The sequence below is a fragment of the Streptomyces sp. genome, from assembly GCF_019510245.1.
In the GTDB taxonomy this organism is placed as follows: Bacteria; Actinomycetota; Actinomycetes; order Streptomycetales; family Streptomycetaceae; genus Streptomyces.
This window is the reverse complement of sequence record NZ_JAEKKT010000117.1, coordinates 65665-85431: the sequence shown is the minus strand read 5'-3', so window position 1 is coordinate 85431 and position 19767 is coordinate 65665. Positions and strand designations below refer to the sequence as shown.

The following is a 19767-nucleotide window of genomic DNA, read 5'->3' as shown; positions in this document are numbered from 1 at the left end:
CCGGGTCAAGGAAGTTGGGAAGCGGAATTGAACGCACCGCGTGACCCGGCCGTACCTATGGCCATCCAGGCGCCGCTCACGAACGACTGCCCCGCAACGGCAGACACTCCGTCCCTTGGAGGTCGAGAAGTTTGAGTCACAAGCGAATTCCGAAGCGCAAGGCCGCTATCGCGGTGGGCGGTGTCGCGGCGCTCGGTGCCGCGGCGTTCCTGCTGCCGATGGCCAACGCGTCTCAGGACAACGCCTCCGGCGCCACGGCAACCGCTCCCAAGACGCTCAAGTCGGCGTCCGACGCCTCCGACCTTGCCGCACAGCTCCAGGACCTGCTCGGCCAGGCCTTCGCCGGGTCCTACTACGACAGCGGCAAGCAGCAGCTCGTCGTCAACGTCATCAGCGGCGACAACAACATCGTCGTCCAGGCGGAGAAGGCCGGCGCGGTCGTCCGCCAGGTGCAGAACAGCAACTCCGCACTGGCGGCCGTCGCCAAGACCCTGAAGACCAAGGCGACCATCCCGGGCACCGCCTGGGCCGTCGACCCGAAGACCAACAAGGTCGTGGTCACGGCCGACTCCACCGTCACCGGCGCCAAGTGGGACACGCTGCAGTCGACGGTCCAGAGCATCGGCTCGAACATGGCGACGCTCAAGAAGTCGTCGGGCACCTTCAAGACCCTGGTCTCCGGCGGCGACGCGATCTTCTCCCAGGTACAGAACGGCACCGTCCGCTGCTCCCTCGGCTTCAACGTCACCGCCTCGGACGGCAGCCCCGCCTTCCTGACGGCCGGTCACTGCGGGGTCGCGGCCAAGGACTGGTCCGACTCCGAGACCGGGCAGCCCATCGCCACCGTGGACCAGGCCCAGTTCCCCGGCAACGGCGACTTCTCGCTCGTCAAGTACAACGACGCCACCACCCAGGCGCCGAGCGAGGTCAACATAGGCAACGGCCAGACCGTCGCCATCAACCAGGCCGTCGACGCCACCGTCGGTGAGACCGTGTTCCGGATGGGCTCCACCACCGGCCTGCACGACGGCCAGGTCACCGGCCTCGACGCCACCGTCAACTTCCAGAGCGAGACCGACCCGAACGGTGTCGACACCGTCACCGGTCTCATCCAGACCAACGTGTGCGCCGAGGCCGGTGACAGCGGCGGCTCGCTGTTCACCCAGGACGGCGGAGCGGTCGGCATGACCTCCGGCGGCAGCGGCGACTGCACCTCCGGCGGCGAGACCTTCTTCCAGCCGGTGACCGCCGCCCTGCAGGCGACCGGCGCGACCCTCGGCGACGGGGGCGCGGGCGCGGGTGCCGGCGACGCCGGTGCCACGGCCGACCCGTCCGCGACCGCCGGTGACCAGAACGGCGCCGGCGACCAGGCCGGCGGCGACCAGATCGGCGGCACCGCCGACCCCTCCGCGACGGCCGGCGACCAGAGCGGCACCGGCGACCAGAGCGGCACCGGCGACGCGACCGGCACCGGTGACCAGTCCGGCACGGGCACGGGTGACCAGTCCGGCGCGGGTGACGTGACGGGCACCGGTGACCAGTCCGGGACCGGCGCGGACAACTCCTCGTCGTCCCACTGACCCCTTCCCACTGACCCCGTCGCACGGCCGGCCGGCGGTTCCCCGCCGACGGTGGACGGTCCGGCCCTCCGGCGGGAGGGCCGGACCCTTCGCCGTCGTCGGGGGTCAGCCGCCGGGCTCGGCCCGCAGCAACAGCACCGCGACATCGTCGACACGCTCCTGCGCCGCCGCACTGTGCCGCACGAGCGTGTCGGCGAGCCTGTCCAAGGGCTGGTCGCCGTTCTCCGAGAGCAGTTTTCCCAGGTCGACCAGGGCGTCCTCGATGTCCACGCCGGGGGATTCGACCAGCCCGTCGGTGTAGAGGGCGAGCACCGAACCCGGCGCGAGCGACACCTCGGTCGTCGGATACGTCGCCTCCGAGTCGATCCCCAGCAACGGACCCCCGGCCAGGTCGAGGACCCGTACCCGGCCGTCCGGACGCCTCAGCAGGGGCGGTGGATGCCCCGCCCGGGCCATCACCGCGCGCCCGCGCCCCGGGTCCAGCCGCAGGTACAGACAGCTCGCGAACAGGTCGGCGCCGGAGTCGATCAGCAGCCGGTTGGTGCTGCGCATCACCTCCTCCGGCGCCTGCCCGACGCTCGTGAAGGCCCGTACGCCGGTACGGATCTGCCCCATCAGCCCGGCCGCCGTCACGTTGTGCCCCTGCACGTCCCCGATCACCGCCGCCGCCAGCGGCCGGGTGGGCACCAGGTCGTAGAAGTCGCCGCCGATCTCCATGCCGTGCGTGGCCGGCAGATAGCGGGCGGCCGCCTCGATGCCGGGCGGCGGGGCCAGGGAGTGCGGCAGCAGGGCCGCCTGCAGGCCGTGTGCAAGCTGGTTCTTCGCGTCGTAGAGCAGGGCCCGCTCCAGTGCCTGTGCGATCAGCCCGCCGAGGCTGGTGAGGACGGCACGCTCGTCGGCCGGGAAGGCGTGTGGCTCGGCGTAGGCGAGGACGCAGGTGCCCACCGGGCGGCCCGACGCGATCAGCGGCAGATACGCCCAGGCCGCGAAGCCGTCGGGGGTCTCGTCCCGTGCCGGATACAGCCGTTCCAGCTGCTGCCTCGACTCGAAGAACGCCGGCACGCCGGTGTTCAGGACATGGGTGCCCGGCGTGCGTTCGGCCAGCGGGAGGCCGTCGAAGCGCTCCACGGTCCGCGGATCCTCGTACCCGCGATGGCCCAGCACGTGCAGCCGCCCGCCGCAGGAGCCGAGGACCACCAGGGCCTGGCTGCCGACGGCCGGGACGACCTCGTCCGCCACCAGCTGCACCACGTCCTGCACCCCGACGGCCTCCGTCAGCGACCCGGCCAGGCTCAGCACCTGAGAGATGGTCACCAGCCGGTGCGAGGGCGCTCTGTCCGCACGGGGCGCCGCGCCCACCATCTCGGCGACCGGCCGCGCCCGGCTGATCCGGGTGGTCAGCCCGGTCGTGCTCGGGTACATCCGGAACGACAGCCATTCGCCCGGCGGCCGCAGTGCCACGAACGACGTGACATGCTGGCTGAGCAGCGCCGCCCGGTAGCGGTCCTCGTACATCGGGTCGTTCAGCCACGGCACCGACACCCACGGCTGGGTGCCCAGCAGATCGTCGACCTGCACACCGAGCAGTTCGGCGGCCGCCGCGTTGGCGAAGGAGACCCGCCCGTGCAGGTCGAGCGAGGCGAGTCCGTAGGGCAGCCGCCCCACCATCCGCGCCGCCTCCACCGTGCCCAGTGTGCCCGCCACCCCCGACGGCGGCGCGGCCAGCAGATCCGGTTCGGCGCGCAGCGGACGGTTCTTCCGGGCGACCCGCTCCAGCCGTACCGCCAGCCGGTCGCACGCCGAGGTCAGCGTCTCCCGCTCCCGGTCGGACAGCACCGTCGGATGGGCGCCGGGCCAGGTCACGTACACCGCCCCGTACAAGGTGTCCGCCGTCGCCACCGGCAGCGCGGCGAGCGCGAACGGGTACGGCAGCACCACCGCGATGCGCGGGTACCGGCGGGCCATGTCCTCCTCGCCGCCCACCCAGACCAGCCGCCGTTCGCGCGCGGCGTCCGCGACCGGGATCGGCGCGCTCAGCCCGACCCGTTCCCAGGGCGCCGCGAAGGCCCGGGGCAGCCCCGCCGTCACCGCCATCTCCAGGACCGGCTCGTCGGACGCGAGCAGATACACCGCGCCGGAGTGGGCCTGGACCTCCTCCATCATGGAGGCCAGCGCCAGCGACAGCAGCGGCCGCCCGGACCGGGTGCCGCCGGCCGCCGGCACGTCGACGTCCGGCCTCGCCCCCGCCGGAGGCGCCCCCATCCCGTCGGTCACGCCCGACCACCTCCTCGTCCGGCCGCGCGTCGCTTCCTCGGGATCAAGGCTCCCTCGTGGCGGCGACCGGCGCACGGCGAGAGCGCCGCGGACCCCCGCACCGGGGTGGCCCGGCGTACCCCGTTCGCCCCGGCACATTCCCCCGCAGTCGAAGCGCGCGGCGGGGTACGAGCGCCGGGCGTGCGCCCCCGCGCACCCTGATGGCCGGATCTTCGCGCCCATGGATGGTGGACGGCGCCAACAATGGGGCACGCGTTCCACACCTTGAACGGAAGAACCGACGTATGTCTGGCTGAGGGGGCGGCGGTGGTCCGGGTACTTCTGGTGCACGACGTGTCACTGGTGAGATCGGTCCTGGCGGAGTGGTTACGCCGGGAACCGGATCTCCGCGTGGACGACACGCCGTGGCACGGCGCGCGGGGGCGGGTTCGGGCGGCGCGGCCGGACGTGTGCGCGGCGGACCTCGACAGCTCCGGCACCCACGGTGTGCCGCCGCTGGCCGACCTGCGCCCGGCGGAGCCCGGTGCGCCCGCGCCGAGGCTGGTGGTGCTTGCCGGTGCGAACAGGCCGGGGTTGCTGAAACGGGCGGCCGAGGCGGGGGCGCTCGGCTATGTCGACAAGGCGGGCGCGCCGGAACGGCTGGTGCAGGCGATCCGGCGCGCCGCCGAGGGGGAACGTTTCGTCGACGACTCGCTGGGCTTCGGCTTCCTGAGGGCCGCCGAGATCCCGCTCACCAGACGGGAGCTGAGCGTGCTGGAGCTGGCGGCCGGCGGGGCCTCCATCGCCGAGATCGCCGGCAGCCTGCACCTGTCGAACGGAACCGTGCGCAACTACATGGCGGCGATCACCCGCAAGACCGGGGCCCGCAACCGCGTCGACGCGATCCGGATCTCTCAGGGCGAGGGGTGGCTGTGACGGCGCCGGCCCGTCTCGCCGGGCGCGGACGGTGACGGCGCCGCTCTCACCGGGTGACGGACGGCTGTGACGCGGCCGCCAGGTCCTGGTACAGCGCGCAGGAGCGCAGCAGGTCCTCGTGCGTGCCGTAAGCCGTGCGGGGGCCGTCCAGCACCAGGATCCGCCCGGCGCGGCGGGCCGAGTCGATGCGGTGTGCGACGACCACCAGGGTGCCGCCGGGCCGCGCGGCGAACGCGCGCTCGGCGCGGGCCTCGGCCTCCGCGTCGAGATGGCAGGTGGCCTCGTCGAGGAGGGCGAGCGGCGCGGCGGAGAGGTAGGCGCGGGTGAGCGCGACCAGCTGCCGCTCGCCCGCGGACAGCGCCTCCGGACGCACCGGGGCGTCCGGGCCGCCCAGCCGCTCCAGGAGCGGGGTGAGCCCGACCGCCTCGGCGGCGGCCAGCAGTTCCGGTTCCGGGACAGGGTCCGGGCGCAGCAGCCCCAGGTTCTCGGCGAGGGTGCCCGTCCAGACGTACGCCTCCTGCGGGATCAGCACCCGCTGCGCGGCCGCCCGCGCTCCCGGCACGGGGTGGCCGCACACCCGGACGACGCCGTGCGCCGGTTCCAGCAGCCCGGCGGCCACCGCGGTCAGCGTGGACTTGCCGATCCCGCTCGGTCCCACGACGGCGAGGTGACCGCCGTGCGGGACCACGAGGTCGAGCGCGTCGAGGACAGGGGTGCTCGCGGGGCCGTAGGCGAAGGTGACGGCGGAGAGGCGGAGAGCGGGGGCGCCGGCGTCCTCTTCTCCCGCGGGCTCCACGGGCGTACCAGTGTCCGCGGGCGGGCGCAGTCTGCGCAGGACGACGGTCAGGCGCGCCCCGCCGGTGCCCAGACCGTGCACGAGGTTCTGCAGGGCGGGGAGCAGGGACTGGGTGACGTAGGCGAGCGCGCCGACGAGGGCACCCGCGGTCACGCCGTGGGCGAGCAGCCAGGGCGCGGCGGCGAGCAGCAGCACCAGGGGCAGCTGCCCGCCCACCGCCAGCGCCGCCACCCGTACGGCGCTCCATTGGGCCAGCGCCCGGGCGGCCCGGAACTCCGCGTCCACCCGCTCCCCGACCCGCTCGGCGACCTGTTCCTCGGCCCCCGCCGCCGTGATGTCCCGCAACCCCGGGCCCACCTCGCCCAGTTCCGCCGCGAGCGTCTCGTCGGCGACCAGGAAGGCCTCCTGCCGGCGGGCCAGCGGCCGCAGGGCCGCCGCGAACAGGCCCAGCCCGGCCAGCAGCGGGGGCAGCACGACCAGCAGCAGCGGCGGCGCGAGCGCGCACAGCCCGGCGAGCGCGCCTGCCACCGTGAACACGAACGACCGGGACACCAGCACCAGCCCGGCGAGGGTGTCCCGGGCGATCTCCACCTGCTGGGTCAGCGGGGACAGCGACCCCCGGTCCGCCTCCCGCACCCCGCGCGCGACCACCCCCGCCACCAGCCGGTCCCGCACCGGCTCGACGAGGTCGGCGACCACCCCGTACACGCGCCGGGTCCCGTACGCCCCGGCCGCCACCCCGGCGGCGGCCACGGCGAGCCACCACAGCCCGGTTGGCGCGTCCCCGGCCAGGAACCCGGCGTCGAGCGCGCGGGCCAGGGCGTATCCGAGGAGAAAGGTCTGCCCGGCCTCCAGCAGCGACCAGCCCGCCAGGCGCACCAGCACGGCCCGGCGCACCCGGAGCGGCGAGGCGGTCACCGGGCCGCGCCCTCGGCCGCCCGGGCACCGAACACCGCCCGGTACTCCGGATCACGCCACAGCTCCGCATGGGGCCCCACCGCCCGTACCCGGCCGCCGTCGAGCCAGGCCACCGTGTCCGCACGGGCCGCGGTCGAGGCCCGGTGCGCCACGATCAGCCGGGTCGGTCCCGGGCCCGCCGGCAGCAGGGCCGCGGTGACGCGGTGTTCGGTGACGGAGTCCAGCCCGGAGAGGGCGTCGTCGAGGATCAGCAGCCGGCCGGGGTGGGCGAACGCGCGGGCGAGGCCGAGGCGCTGGGCCTCGCCGCCGGAGCGCGGGGCGTCGGCCAGCCGGGTCGCGCAACCCTCGGGCAGCCGGCGGAGGTAGGCGTCCGCCTGCGCCTTGCGGGCGGCGGAGCGGAGTTCGGCGGGGGAGGGGGTGGTGAGACCGAGGGCGATGGTGTCCCCGACGGTGGTGCCGAGGAGGGCCGGGCGGGCGAAGGCGTAGGTGACGGCCCGGCGCAGTTCGTCGTGGCGGAGCGCGGCCAGCGGGACGCCGTCCAGCAGGACCTCCCCGCCGTCCGGGTCGGCCAGCCGCCCGGCGAGTGCGGCCAGCAGGGACTTGCCCGTTCCGGAGCGGCCGACGACGGCGAGGACGGTACCGCCGGGGACGGTCAGGTCCACGCCGTCCAGTACCGTGCGGCCGTCCCGGTGGACGGTGGCTCCGCGCAGTTCCAGGCGGCCGGGGCCGGGCGGGAGCCGGTGGCTGCCGTGGGCCGGTGCCGGGTGGGCGAGCACCTCGCCGAGGCGCCGCGCGGACGCGTGTGCCCGGGTTGCGGCGGCGAGTTGTCCGACCAGCACGCCGACGCCGGTCGCGAGGACCGCGTAGCGGGAGGCGGCGAGCAGTTCACCGACGGAGATCCGGTGCCGGCAGAGCAGCAGGCCCGCCACCGCGACGACGGCGAGCTGGAGGAGGGGACCCACGGTGACCGCCTGGGCGGCGGCCCGGCCCTGCACCCGCCACATGCGGTGCCCGGCGCGGGCGAGATCGGGCAGCGGGCGCAGCACGCGCGCCGCCTCCCGGACCTGGAGCCCGGCCGCCGCGATCGTCCGGTGCCCGTCGACCGCCTCCGCCAGCGCGGTCGCGATGCGGCCCTGTTCCCGCTGGTACTCGGCGACGCAGGCCGAGGTGTCCCGGGTGAACGCCCGCAGCAGCAGGGCGAGTACGGGTGCCCCGGCCAGGAACACGGCCGCGAGCCAGGGGTCGACGAGTGCGAGCGCGACCACCCCGCCGACCGGACCGGCCAGCGCGGCAAGGAGCGCGGCGAGGGCGGCGGGCCCGGTCCCGGCCTGCGCGGCGTTCCCGACCAGCCGGCCGACCAGGTCCCCGGAGCCGAACCGGGCCGACGCGCGGGGGCCGAGGGCCAGCACCTGCCCGGTGAGCCGCTTGCGCAGCCCGGCCGTGGCGCGTGCGTCGACGGTCCCGGCGAGCACGCCCGTGCAGCCGTCCAGCAGCGCCAGCAGCAGCACCAGCGCGGCGGCCCGGGCCACCCACGCGGTCGCGGGGGCGCCCGCCAGCAGCAGGTCGAGGGCGTGGCCCAGCACCGCGGGCAGCAGCAGCCCGGCCGCCGTGGCCGCCGTGCTCACCAGGCACAGGGCGGCGCAGCGCGCCCCGGCGTGGCGCAGGGCGGTGCGCATCGGATCGAGGTGCGGAGGTCGGGTCATCGCGGCAGTCCTCGGATCGGCGAAGGCCCCGGACGGGCGTATCGGCGAAGGCCCCGGACGGGCCCCCTCCCGAAGGAGAGGGCCGCCCGGAGCCGGTTTCGTCGTGCCGGTCAGAGACAGAGCAGAACGCTCGCCGCCGAGACGCACGACAGGAGGCTCACCGTGCTCGCGCCGCCGCCGTCGTGACCTTCTTCGGACTCCATCGTCTGCAGGTCGAGCAGTGCCATAGCGTGTCCTTTCCGGGGACCGAGCGGCCCCCCGGGTGTGATCGGGGACGGGGTTGTGTCACGACTCCGCCGGAGTGCGGAGCCGCGTTCTGGGGGCCGCCGGTGGCGGCGGGAGGAACGGCAGGTGGGCGGCGCGGTCGCCGCCGAGGGCGGCGGTGAGCGCCAGCAGGCACCCGGCGGTTCCGGTGGCGAGGTCCATGGAGAGCCGCATCATCTGGTGGCCGGGAAAGGCGAGCTGGCCCTGGTAGGCCATCGCGAGCCAGCCGAGTCCGTCGATCTGCGCGGCGAGCCGCTCCGGGTCGGCGCCGGTGCGGGCGAGGTGCAGGATCATGCCCGCGCGGCCTTGGAAGAGGCCCGGCTGGGCGTAGAACCGCGAGGTGGCGGCGGTGCGGATGGCGGCGCGGGCGCGCTCGAAGTCACCGGTGCCGTCCGTGCCGTGGGCGAGCCAGTCGTCGAGCACCATGCCGATCCCCACGCTGCCGTCGCCGAGGTAGGGCAGCGTGCGCCACCCCTCGTCGACCTCCAGGCCCCCGCCCTTCTGCACGACGCAGCGGTCCAGGTCCCGGCGCAGCGCCCGGCCGGCCGCAGCCAGCAGGGCGGCGTCGCCGGTCCGTTCGTGGCGCCGCAGGAGGAACAGCGCCGGTCCGGTCGCACCCCGCAGCAGTCCGGCGCGCCGCCGGGGTGTGTCCGGGAGCGGCTCGGCGAGCCGTCGTACGAGGATCTCCGCGGCCTCGGCGGCGCGGGCGCGCAGTTCCGGCTCGCCGGTCGCGTCGGCCAGGGAGTCCAGGACCAGGCCCAGCCCGGCGAGGCCGCCGTGCAGGTCGGAGGAGAGGCTGCGCCAGTTCTCCCGGAGGACGCCGTCGACGAGATCGAGGGCGCGCTGCCGGTGGCCGAGCAGGTCCAGGACGTGGGCGACGCCCGCGAGACCGTCGTACAGGCCGAGCGGGGTGCCGGGCGGCGGGGGCGCGGTGTGGTCGAGCAGCCAGCGCTCGCCCTCCTCGTAGCGTCCGGCGCCGGCCCGGTCGAGGGCGTACAGCACTCCGGCCGCGCCGTGCGCGAGGCCGAGGCCGCCGCCGTCCCCGAACTGGGCGATGTCACCGGGGAAGAGCCGGTCGTCGCGTCCGGGGGACGCGGAGGCGAGGATCGCCTTGGCCATCGAGTCCCGGCTGTGCGGCCACTCCGCCGGTACGACGGGACGCGCGGCCGGGGCGCCCCGGGTGATCTCCGCGACCGCCTCGTCCAGGAACGCGCGCGGCACGTCCGGGAACTGACCGGCGATCACGTCCGCGAGATGGGCCGCCTTGCCGCGGTCCACGACGAACAGCGTGGTCACCGGCAGGAAGAGGGCCAGGCGCAGACAGGCCAGCGCGTACCGGTCCACCTCGGCGCCCCTGCGGTCGGGCGGGGCGAAGAAGCCCGGATGGGCGACCACCTGACGGCCGTTCTCCCCGGCCGGGGCGGCCGCCTCGAAGTCGATGAGGAACACCGACTCCTCGTCGGGCCCGACCATGATGTTGAAGACGTGCAGGTCGTTGAAGACGATGCCGCGCGCGTGCACCGCCGCCACGGCCTCCTCCACCTTCCGGTGGATGCGCAGCGCCCAGGCCGTGTAGTCCCGTACCGCCCCGGGATCCGGGTCCGCGGTGAGCAGCGGATGCCGTTCGGCGAAGAAGGCGTTGAGCGGGCGGCCTTCGAGGAGGTCCATCACCAGGAACCGGTGCTCGCCCAGCGTGAACCAGTCCCGGACCTCGGGCACCACCCCGCTGCCGGCCACCGCCTCGAGAGCGGCCTTCTCCCTGGCCAGCCGGGCGACGGCGTCGGCGCCGTCGGCCGCCAGCCCCGCGTGCGGCCGCCCCTCCTTCAGCACCACCCGCCGCCCGTCCCGGGTGTCGGTGCCGGCGTACACCCCGCCGCCGTTGGAGAAGTGCAGTGCCTTCTCGATCCGGTACGGCAGGTCGCCCACCGTCGTGGCCTCCCGTGCCGCCAGCTGCGGCCGCAGGAACTCCGGCAGCGTCACCCACTCCGGCACCTGGAAGGCCGGCGACCGCCGGTCCGGTACCGGCCTGCCGGCACCGTCCCGCACCGCCGTCACCAGCGCACCGCGCTCGTCGACGACGTAGGTGCGCGCGAACGCGCCGTAGCGGACGTACAGCGGTCCGTCGTTCCAGCGCAGGTCGGTCAGGATGTACGGCCCCTCGAAGCCCTCCAGGAGCGCGCCCAGTTCCCGCAGCACCTGGTGTAAACGGTCCTCGTCGGGCGGGTACACGGTGACGAACTTCCCACTGGTGTCGCGGGCCGCGTACTTGGCGTTGCGCAGGTGCAGCAGATGCGGTCCCGGAACGAACTTGAACGGGATGCGGCGCGGTACGCAGTAGTCCCACACGATCGCCGCGATCCGCTCCGCGTTCGCCCGGGTGGCCGAGGAGTGGACCTTCCAGCCCTGGGCCGGCGAGGGCAGCGGCGCGCCGTCCGAGCCGAGCGGGGTCATGGTCAGCCAGTCCCCGGAGCGCGCCGCGTGCCAGCCGTCGGGCACCGCGCGACGCGCCGTGACGAACAGCCGCTCCGCCCGCGGCCCGGTGGTACCGAGCCGGTCAGGCGTGTCGTAGAAGTGCCCGTCGGCCAGCGCGTACACCTCGTAGCGTCCGTCCATCTGCGTCCCCCTCCGTGGGCCGGCCTCGACACTTCCAGGCGTCGCACGGTCGCGGACAGTCACGTCTGTCACGACATCCCTGTGCGGAACGCACGGGTCAAGACATGTTCGGTGGGTTTCGAGCGCGTCGGCACCCCGCCCTCCACGGAACGGTCACAGGGGCTGCGCAGACGCCTCATAAGCGCTGTAATGGCGGCGTGGTCAGTGAGGGTGCTGCGATACGCGGAACGAGAACGGATCGCGCCGAAATCGCCCTCGAAACGCTCACTGGCGATCCCGGCGCACCCGATCGGCTCCGCCGCGTGCTCGAACAGGCGCTGGTGTTCGCGGGCGCGTCCTTCGCCGGGGCGTACACCCCGGGCGACGACGGGACCGTGCTGCGCCTCGCCGAGTGGGCGGGCCTGCCCCGCACCCTGTACGGGCTGCGCGACGCCTACCCGGCGGTCGGACGGTCCGCGGCGGCGGAGGCGTACGGCACCGGACGGCCCCTGTGGCGGGGCCCCGACGAACTGGCCGGCTGCCCCGAGGCACGGCGGACGCCGTCCCAGGAGTTCTGGGTGGCCGCCCTGCCGGTGCCCGGTGGCGCCGGGCTCCTCGTCGCCGTCAGCGAGCGCGACGACGGGTTCGGCCCCGAGGACCGCGCCTGCCTGGACCTGGTGGCCCGGGCGATCGCCCTGCCCGCCCCGCTGCCGGACGCGGACACCGGCGAACTGCCCGCCGACGCCTTCAGCCTCGCCATGGACACCGGCCGGATCGCGGTCGGCGACGGCATCCTCGACCTCTTCCGGATGGGCCGGGACGAGTTCGACGGCAAGGTCGAGACGCTGCTGGGCCGCACCCTGCCCGAGGACCTGCCCGCCCTGATGTCCGTCGTCGAGGCCGACCACATGTCCATCGGCGACCGCGAGCTGGAGTTCCGGATCCTGCAGCCCTCCGGCCCGCCCAAGTGGCTGCGGCTGCGCGGCCGGCTGGTGCCCGGCGGCGAAGGACGCCCGGCGCGGCTGGCCGGCACCGTCGCCGACGCCTCCACGCTCCGCTCGGACGTCACCGACGTGACCCGCGTGCAGCAGCTCGCCGCGGCCCTGGCCACCGCCCGCACGGTCAGGGACGTCGGCCAGGCGGTCGTCAGCGCCCTGCGCGAGCCGCTCAAGGCCGACCGGATCGCCCTGGCCGAACTGGAGAACGACCGCCTGGTCGTCACCGTCCTCGACCCGCCCGAGGCCGAGTCGTGGCCCGAGCTGTGGCGCAGCGAGTGGCGCAGCGAGTGGCCCGACGCCCCGGTGCGGGCCATGCCCACCCTCGCTGCCGCCCTGCGCGAGGGCCGCGCCCAGATCTGGCCCGCCCGGGCCGCGCTGGAGCCCGCCCTCGCCGAGGTCGGCCCCGGCGGTCTCGCCGTCCTTCCGCTACCAGCCGGCGGCCGGATGGCCGGGGCCTGCCTGATCGGCTGGGACGCTCCGCGCGACTTCGGCTCCGACGAACGCGCCCTGCTCACCGCCTCCGCGGGCCTCGCCGGCGAGGCCCTGGTGCGCGCCCACGCCTTCGACGCCGAGCACGAGCTCGTCGGGATGCTCCAGCGCGCCCTGCTGCCGCGCCGGCTGCCCCGGCTCCCCGGCGCCGAGGCCGTCGCCCGCTACCTGCCGACCAGCGAGGGCGGCCTGGAGGTCGGCGGCGACTGGTACGACGTGATCCCCCTGTCCGACAACCACGTCGCTCTCGTCATCGGCGACGTCCAGGGCCACAACGCGAGCGCCGCCGCCCTCATGGGGCAGATGCGCACCGCCCTGCGCGCCTACGCCGCCGAGGGGCACACCCCCGACGTGGTCGTCTCGCACGCCAACCGGCTGCTGCTGGACATGGAGAGCGACCTCTTCGCCACCTGCTGCTACGTCGACGTCGACCTGGAGGACGGCACCGCGTGGTGCGTGCGCGCCGGACACCTGCCGCCCGTGCTGCGTCACCCGGACGGCACCACGCGGATCACCGAGACCGAGGGCGGCCCGCCGCTCGGCGTGCTCGGCCGGACCGAGTTCCCGATGACCCAGCTGAGCCTGCGCCCCGGCACCCTGCTCGCGCTCACCACCGACGGTCTGGTCGAGACCCCCGGCGCCGACATCGACGACGGCATGGAGCGCTTCGCCCGCGACCTCGCCGGCTCCGACCCCGCCCACCTCGGCCTGGTCGCCGACACCCTGCTCGGCAACGCCCAACGTGCCGACGACGTCGCCCTGCTGCTCATGCGCTACGACGGCATGGCCGTCCGCCCGCTGCGGGAGAGCTGGACCGTGTGGCGGGTCCCCGAGGCTGCCCGGCACGCCCGCCGCTTCAGCAGGCGCACCCTGCGCTCCTGGGGCGTGACCGACGCGGGCATGGACGTGGCCCTGCTGGTCGTCTCCGAACTGGTCACCAACGCCCTCATCCACACCGACGGACCCGTCCGGCTCGACCTGACCCTGGTCGACCACCGGCTGCGGGTCGCCGTCGCCGACGCCTCGCCGCGCAGCCCCGTGAAGCCCACCAACATCGGCTGGGAGGCCACCGGCGGTCGCGGCATCCTCCTGGTGGAGGCGGTGTCCAGCGCCTGGGGGACCGTGCCGGCCAGCGGCGGCAAGCAGGTGTGGGCGGATCTCGTCCTGACGGACTGACGCCCCGGCTCTCGACAGGCGGCGCGGCCCGACTCTCCTTAATGTCCTTGACGTGGCACACACCTTCGAAGAACTGGTGGCGAAGCACCGCGCGGCCGACGCGGCCCACGACAAGGTCCTGGAACTGCGGGACGCCTACGGGCCCCCGGCCCGGCTGCAGCCGGGCGGGGCGCAGTCGGAGACCTACGAGACGGCCCTGCGCGCATGGCGCGACCTGGCCCGCGACGAACTGACCGCGGTGAACGAGTACGCCCGCGACGAGGGCCGCTCCAGGGCCGAGATCGAGGCCGAGGTGGAACGCGCGGCGGCCCGGCCGGAGGGCTCCTGACCAGCGGACAAACCGGATGAGATGCCGTTGCGCGGCACCTCGTGGTCACAGGGTGTCCGCACCGAGGCCATACTGTCGTAACCAGTCAGGAAAACAGAAGAACGTCTCAATCAGATGTTCACCTATAAGGTGTAGCGAATGAAGGCTTTGGTGCTCTCCGGCGGTGCCGGAACACGGCTGCGGCCGATCACCCACACATCGGCGAAACAGCTCGTACCGGTGGCGAACAAACCCGTGCTCTTCTACGGGCTCGAATCCCTGGCCGCCGCGGGCGTCACCGAGGTCGGGATGATCGTCGGCGACACCGCCGCGGAGATCGAGGAGGCGGTGGGCGACGGGTCGAAGTTCGGCCTGGACGTCACCTACATCCCCCAGGACCAGCCGCTGGGCCTGGCCCACGCGGTGCTGATCGCCCGCGACTTCCTCGGCGACGACGACTTCGTCATGTACCTGGGCGACAACTTCATCGTCGGCGGCATCAGCGGGCTGGTCGACGAGTTCCGCGAGACCCGCCCCGACGCCCAGATCCTCCTCACCCACGTGCCCAACCCGCGCGCCTTCGGCGTCGCCGAGCTGGACGCCGACGGCCAGGTGGTCGGGCTGGAGGAGAAGCCGCAGGAGCCCAAGAGCGACCTCGCCCTGGTCGGTGTGTACCTCTTCACGCCGGCCATCCACGACGCCGTCCGCGCCATCAAGCCGTCCTGGCGCGGCGAGCTGGAGATCACCCACGCCATCCAGCACCTCATCGACCAGCGCGCCGACGTGCGCTCCACGGTGATCAAGGGCTACTGGAAGGACACCGGCAACGTCGTGGACATGCTGGAGGTCAACCGGACCGTCCTGGAGTCCCAGGAGCCGCGCATCGACGGCGAGGTCGACGAGGCCAGCCAGATCGTCGGCCGCGTGGTCGTCGAGGCGGGCGCGCGCGTCACCGGCTCCCGGATCGTCGGCCCCGCCGTGATCGGCGCCGGGACCGTCGTCAGCGACTCGTACGTGGGCCCCTTCACGTCGGTCGCCGAGAACTGCCGGATCACCGCGAGTGAGCTGGAGTTCTCCATAGTGCTGCGGGACTCCTCCATCGACGGGGTGGGCAGGATCGAGTCCTCGCTGATCGGCCGGCACGTCGAGGTCACCCCGGCACCCGGCACCCCCAGCGCCCACCGCCTCGTTCTCGGAGACCACAGCAAGGTGCAGATCCGTTCATGAACCTCCTCGTCACCGGCGCCGCCGGCTTCATCGGCTCCACGTACGTCCGCGGCCTGCTCGCCGCCGACGCGCCCGACGCGCCGCACATCACCGTGCTGGACAAGCTCACCTACGCGGGCACCCTGACGAACCTGCCCGAGTCGCACCCCCGCCTGACCTTCGTCCAGGGCGACATCTGCGACGCCGAGCTCGTCGACAAGCTCATGGCCGAGGCCGACCAGGTGGTGCACTTCGCCGCCGAGTCGCACGTCGACCGCTCCATCGACGGGGCCGGCGCGTTCGTCCGCACCAACGTGGTCGGCACCCAGACCCTCCTCGACGCGGCCCTCCGCCACGGCGTCGGCCCGTTCGTGCACGTCTCCACCGACGAGGTCTACGGCTCCATCGAGACCGGCTCCTGGCCCGAGAGCCACCCGCTCCAGCCGAACTCGCCGTACTCCGCCTCCAAGGCCTCCTCCGACCTGCTCGCGCTGGCCTTCCACCGCACCCACGGCCTGGACGTCCGCGTCACCCGCTGCTCCAACAACTACGGGCCGCACCAGTTCCCCGAGAAGGTCATCCCGCTCTTCGTGAGCAACCTCCTCGACGGCAAGAACGTGCCCCTGTACGGCGACGGCAGCAACGTCCGCGACTGGCTGCACGTCGAGGACCACTGCCAGGGCATCGACCTGGTCCGCACCGGCGGCCGGGCCGGCGAGGTCTACAACATCGGCGGCGGCACCGAGCTCAGCAACAAGGAGCTCACCGGCCTGCTCCTCGAGGCCTGCGGCGCCGGCTGGGAGCGCGTGGACCGGGTCGCCGACCGCAAGGGTCACGACCAGCGCTACTCCGTCGACTGGAGCAAGATCCACGACGAGCTGGGGTACACCCCCAAGCACGACTTCACCTCCGGTCTCGCCGACACCGTCGCCTGGTACCGCGACAACCGGGACTGGTGGGAGCCGCTCAAGGAGCGTGCCGCCCTGGAGTCGCGCAAGGAGCAGGGGAAGCACTGATGAAGTGGCTCGTCGCCGGAGCGGGCGGCATGCTCGGCCACGACGTGGCCGAGGAGCTCACCCGCCGGGGTGAGGAGGTCGTGGCCCTCGGCCGCGCCGGCCTCGACGTCACCGACGCCGACTCGGTGGCGTCGGCGCTCGCCGCGCACACGCCCGACCTGGTGGTCAACTGCGCCGCGTACACGGCCGTCGACGACGCCGAGACCGACGAGGAGCGCGCCCTGCTGATCAACGGCGAGGGCCCGCGCCTGCTGGCCCGCGCCGCCGCCCGGCACGGCGCCCGCCTCGTCCACGTCTCCACGGACTACGTCTTCGACGGCGAGGCCCGCACCAGCCCGTACCCGGAGGACCACCCCACCGCCCCGCGCACCGCCTACGGACGCACCAAGCTCGCGGGCGAGCGGGCCGTCCTGGCGGAACTCCCGGGAGCGAGTGCGGTCGTCCGCACCGCCTGGCTGTACGGCACGCACGGGAAGAACTTCGTGCGCACCATGATCGAGCTGGAGTCCCGCCGGGACACCCTCGACGTCGTCGACGACCAGCGCGGCCAGCCCACCTGGAGCGCCGACCTGGCCGCCCGGATCGCCGACCTGGGCCCCCGCCTGGGCCGGGACGACCGGGCGCACGGTGTCTTCCACGGCACCAACTCGGGTGCGGCCACCTGGTGCGAGCTGGCCCGGGAGGTCTTCCGCCTGCTCGGTGCCGACCCCGGGCGGGTCCGCCCCACCACCAGCGAGGCGTTCGTCCGCCCCGCACCCCGCCCCGCCTACAGCGCCCTCGGGCACGGCCGGTGGGCCGAGGTGGGTCTGGAACCGCTGCGGGACTGGCGGCAGGCCCTGGCGGAGGGGCTGCCCCTCATCCGCAAGGAGCTGTCCGCGTAGGACACCTCCGCAGCAACGCGCCGCAGGGCGGCCGACGGCTCACCGAGCACGTCGGCCGCCCTGCGGCGCATCGGACGGCCTGCCTGGTACCGGGAACGCGCCCCGGCGCCCAGACGTCCGGCTTCCCGGCGATCGGGCCGGTTCAGCCGTGGGTCTTGGCGAGCAGCTCCAGGACCTCGGCCGTGCTGCCGGACTCGCCGAGCCGGGGGAAGATCCGCTCGACGCTGCCGCGGTGCGCCTCGCCGTCGCCGTCGGCCATGGCGTCCGTGGCGAGCGTCACGTGGTAGCCGTGCGCGTAGGCGTCGCGGGCGGTGGACTCCACGCCGATGCTGGTGGCGATGCCGGCCAGCACGATCTGGGTGACGCCCCGGCGGCGCAGCTGCACGTCGAGGTCGGTGCCGTGGAAGGCGCTCCAGTTGTGCTTGGTGACCCGGATGTCGCCCGGGTGGCCGGAGAGTTCGTCGACGACGAGGTCCCAGCCCTCAGGGAAGGCGAGACCGCGCGCCTGGCGCTCGGTGCGGCCCGGGACGGCGTCGGCGAAGTCGGCCGCGAAGGAGACCCGGACCAGGACGACGGGCAGGCCCTGGGCGCGGAAGGCGTCGGCGAGCTCCACCGCGCGGGCCACCACCTCGGCGCCGGTGTACGGCTGGGTGGGCATGCCCACGATGCCCTGCTGGAGGTCGATGACGACGAGGGCGGTGCGCGGGTCGAGCGTGCTCAGAGACATGGGGTGGATCAGGCCTTTCGGGGGGCTTGACGGGGTTCGGGGGTGAGCCGGGCCAGCGAGCGGTCCGGCAGGGTGATCGCCAGCAGGAGTGCCGAGCCGGCGAGCATGAACAGGGCCAGGCCGTGCAGCCCGCCCGTTTCGGCGCGGTGCGGGTAGAATGCCGCGGTCGCGGCGGAGGCCCCCAGCGCGCCGAGGTACATGAAGGTGCGCAGCAGTCCGGCCGCGGAACCGATCCGCTCCGGGTCGGCCTGCCGGTACAGCGCGGTCTGCCCGGCGAGTCCGAGCAGGCCCTGCGGGACGCCGAGCAGCGCCCCGACCGCGAGCAGCAGCCAGACCGGACTGCCGGCGCCGACCGGCAGCAGGGCCGCACAGCCCGCGATCTGCAGCACGGAGCCGATCACCAGCTTGGCGCGGACGGCCTCCCGGCGGCCGGTGAGGGTGGCGGTGACGAGTGCGGCGGCCGACAGCGGCAGCAGCACGAGCCCGGCCGTGGAGGCGCCGAGGCCACGCCCCTGCTCCAGCCACTGCGTGTAGCCGTACAGGAAGGCGTACGAGGTGGTGTACGCGAGCAGTTGGCGCACGTAGGTGACGACGAGCGGGACGTTGCCGCCGAGGACGCGCAGGTCGACGAACGGGTCGGGCACCCGCAGCTCCCGGGCCGCGAAGACGGCGGCCGTGACCACGGCCAGCGTCGGCAGGTACCAGCGGCCGGGCCGCGGGCTCATCAGGAACAGCATCACCGAGACCAGCAGGACGGCGAACAGGGCCATGCCGGGCAGGTCCGTGCGCTGCCGGTGGGCGGCGGTCGCGGTCCTCGGCAGCCACTTCACGCCGAGCACCAGACAGGCCGCGGAGAGCGGCGCGTTGACGGTGAACACCAGGTGCCAGCCGCCGGCGCCGATCAGTATCCCGCCCAGCGTCGGACCGATCACGGCCACGGTCTGGGCGGACACGGCGAGCGCGGTCAGCACCCCGGCCGGGCTGTCCTGCCCGGTGCGCTCGGCCTCGCTGCGGGTCAGCCGCATCGCCGCCGGGTACGCCGCCGACGTGCCGAAGCCGAGCAGCACCCGTGCCGCGATCAGCACCCCGAGCGAGGGCGCCAGCGCACCCATCAGCCCGGCGACGCCCACGAGGCCGGTACCGGCGAGGTAGAGCCTTCGCGGCCCGTACATGTCCACGAGCCGGCCGATCACCGGCTGGCCCACGGCTGTCGCCAGGTACAGCGCGGTGACCAGCCATGCCGTCTCGGCGGGCGGGGCCCCGAAGGCGATGCCGATCGGCACCAGGGCCACGGCGATCATCGAGGAGTTGATCGGGTTCAGCACGGACCCGAGGACCATGGGCGCGATCAGCCGCCGGTCGAATCCGTCCGGGGCCGGGCGGGTGTGGTTGCGGGTTCCCGCGGCGAGCCTGGGTATCACGGGCGCGACAGCCGTTCGAGCAGCTCGATCGCGGTGAGCAGGGTCCGGCGCTCGTCATCGGTGTACCGGTCCTGGAAGGCACGGGCCAGCCACTCGTCACGCGCCTGCCGGTTGCCCTCGACGCGGGCCTGGCCGGCCTCGGTCAGGGTGACCAGCTGGCGGCGGCCGTCGGCCGGGTCGGGGCTGCGGCGGATCAGCCCGTGCTGGTCGAGCGCGGCCAGGGTGGCGGCCATGGACTGCGGGCGCACCCCTTCGGCGGAGGCCAGCGCACTGGCCGTGGCCGCGCCGTGCTTCGACACCAGGGTGAGGGCCGACTCCTGCGACGGGGTGAGGTCCGCGTCCTGGGCGACCTCCCGGATACGGCGGCGCAGCCGGCTGAACATCACGCGCAGCTCGCGTGCCGCGCGGGTCGCGGATTCGGAGATCTCTGCCATGCGCCCACGGTAAAACCGACAGCCGGAACTGTCCAGTCAAAACTGTTAAGTCTGGACTGAAGATCTGTCC

15 protein-coding genes are annotated in these 19767 nt (G+C 74.3%); 7 read left to right on the top strand and 8 right to left on the bottom strand.

What is annotated here, in order from left to right:
* Window positions 1-131 precede the first annotated feature (131 nt).
* The gene (locus tag JF597_RS08855; protein WP_293991408.1) at window positions 132-1580 is read left to right on the top strand and encodes an alpha-lytic protease prodomain-containing protein; all 1449 of its coding nucleotides are present in this window, start codon (window positions 132-134) and stop codon (window positions 1578-1580) included.
* A 105-nt stretch (window positions 1581-1685) separates the two neighbouring features.
* Here JF597_RS08855 and JF597_RS08850 read toward each other — a convergent pair whose 3' ends face one another.
* A complete protein-coding gene (locus JF597_RS08850; RefSeq protein WP_293991752.1) occupies window positions 1686-3842 on the bottom strand; it encodes a SpoIIE family protein phosphatase in 2157 nt (718 codons plus the stop codon).
* Window positions 3843-4160: 318 nt separating this feature from the next.
* Here JF597_RS08850 and JF597_RS08845 point away from each other — a divergent pair, with 318 nt between their 5' ends.
* On the top strand, window positions 4161-4769 hold the full coding sequence (locus JF597_RS08845; protein WP_293991405.1) for a response regulator transcription factor: 609 nt from the start codon (window positions 4161-4163) through the stop codon (window positions 4767-4769).
* A gap of 46 nt (window positions 4770-4815) precedes the next feature.
* On the opposite strand, the gene JF597_RS08840 is transcribed toward JF597_RS08845, so the two are convergent.
* The 4 genes from JF597_RS08840 to lanKC all read right to left on the bottom strand — a co-directional run bounded on the left by JF597_RS08840 (window position 4816) and on the right by lanKC (window position 11063).
* Window positions 4816-6483 carry an ABC transporter ATP-binding protein gene (locus JF597_RS08840; RefSeq protein ID WP_293991403.1) on the bottom strand — a complete coding sequence of 556 codons (1668 nt, stop codon included), beginning with the start codon at window positions 6481-6483 and terminating at the stop codon, window positions 4816-4818.
* A complete protein-coding gene (locus JF597_RS08835) occupies window positions 6480-8186 on the bottom strand; it encodes an ABC transporter ATP-binding protein (RefSeq protein WP_293991401.1) in 1707 nt (568 codons plus the stop codon). Before JF597_RS08835 ends, JF597_RS08840 begins: the two co-directional genes overlap by 4 nt.
* Before the next feature lie 110 nt (window positions 8187-8296).
* Window positions 8297-8413, bottom strand: a complete 117-nt coding sequence (locus JF597_RS08830; RefSeq protein ID WP_093506696.1) for a SapB/AmfS family lanthipeptide — start codon at window positions 8411-8413, stop codon at window positions 8297-8299.
* A gap of 58 nt (window positions 8414-8471) precedes the next feature.
* Window positions 8472-11063 carry a class III lanthionine synthetase LanKC gene (lanKC, locus tag JF597_RS08825; RefSeq protein WP_293991394.1) on the bottom strand — a complete coding sequence of 864 codons (2592 nt, stop codon included), beginning with the start codon at window positions 11061-11063 and terminating at the stop codon, window positions 8472-8474.
* A 197-nt stretch (window positions 11064-11260) separates the two neighbouring features.
* Here lanKC and JF597_RS08820 point away from each other — a divergent pair, with 197 nt between their 5' ends.
* The 5 genes from JF597_RS08820 (at window position 11261) to rfbD (ending at window position 17115) form a co-directional block, all read left to right on the top strand.
* Window positions 11261-13705, top strand: a complete 2445-nt coding sequence (locus JF597_RS08820; RefSeq protein ID WP_293991392.1) for a SpoIIE family protein phosphatase — start codon at window positions 11261-11263, stop codon at window positions 13703-13705.
* 52 nt (window positions 13706-13757) lie between these two features.
* A complete protein-coding gene (locus JF597_RS08815) occupies window positions 13758-14033 on the top strand; it encodes a hypothetical protein (protein ID WP_293991389.1) in 276 nt (91 codons plus the stop codon).
* A 138-nt stretch (window positions 14034-14171) separates the two neighbouring features.
* Entirely contained in the window at window positions 14172-15239 is a 1068-nt protein-coding gene (locus JF597_RS08810) for a glucose-1-phosphate thymidylyltransferase (RefSeq protein ID WP_293991386.1), read from the top strand.
* Window positions 15236-16234 (top strand): dTDP-glucose 4,6-dehydratase, encoded by a 999-nt coding sequence (rfbB, locus tag JF597_RS08805; protein WP_293991383.1) that lies wholly within the window; start codon window positions 15236-15238, stop codon window positions 16232-16234. The genes JF597_RS08810 and rfbB overlap by 4 nt, the downstream gene beginning before the upstream one ends.
* Window positions 16234-17115, top strand: a complete 882-nt coding sequence (rfbD, locus tag JF597_RS08800; RefSeq protein WP_293991380.1) for a dTDP-4-dehydrorhamnose reductase — start codon at window positions 16234-16236, stop codon at window positions 17113-17115. Before rfbB ends, rfbD begins: the two co-directional genes overlap by 1 nt.
* A gap of 142 nt (window positions 17116-17257) precedes the next feature.
* Here the strand turns inward: rfbD and JF597_RS08795 are convergent, their stop codons facing one another.
* Genes JF597_RS08795 through JF597_RS08785 form a run of 3 tightly spaced genes read right to left on the bottom strand, consistent with a single transcriptional unit; the run spans window position 17258 to window position 19697 of the window.
* Window positions 17258-17842, bottom strand: coding sequence for a hydrolase (locus JF597_RS08795; RefSeq protein ID WP_293991378.1), 585 nt, complete (start codon window positions 17840-17842; stop codon window positions 17258-17260).
* An 8-nt stretch (window positions 17843-17850) separates the two neighbouring features.
* Window positions 17851-19263 carry an MFS transporter gene (locus JF597_RS08790; RefSeq protein ID WP_293991375.1) on the bottom strand — a complete coding sequence of 471 codons (1413 nt, stop codon included), beginning with the start codon at window positions 19261-19263 and terminating at the stop codon, window positions 17851-17853.
* Window positions 19260-19697 carry a MarR family transcriptional regulator gene (locus JF597_RS08785; protein WP_293991372.1) on the bottom strand — a complete coding sequence of 146 codons (438 nt, stop codon included), beginning with the start codon at window positions 19695-19697 and terminating at the stop codon, window positions 19260-19262. The genes JF597_RS08790 and JF597_RS08785 overlap by 4 nt, the downstream gene beginning before the upstream one ends.
* Between the last annotated feature and the right edge of the window lie 70 nt (window positions 19698-19767).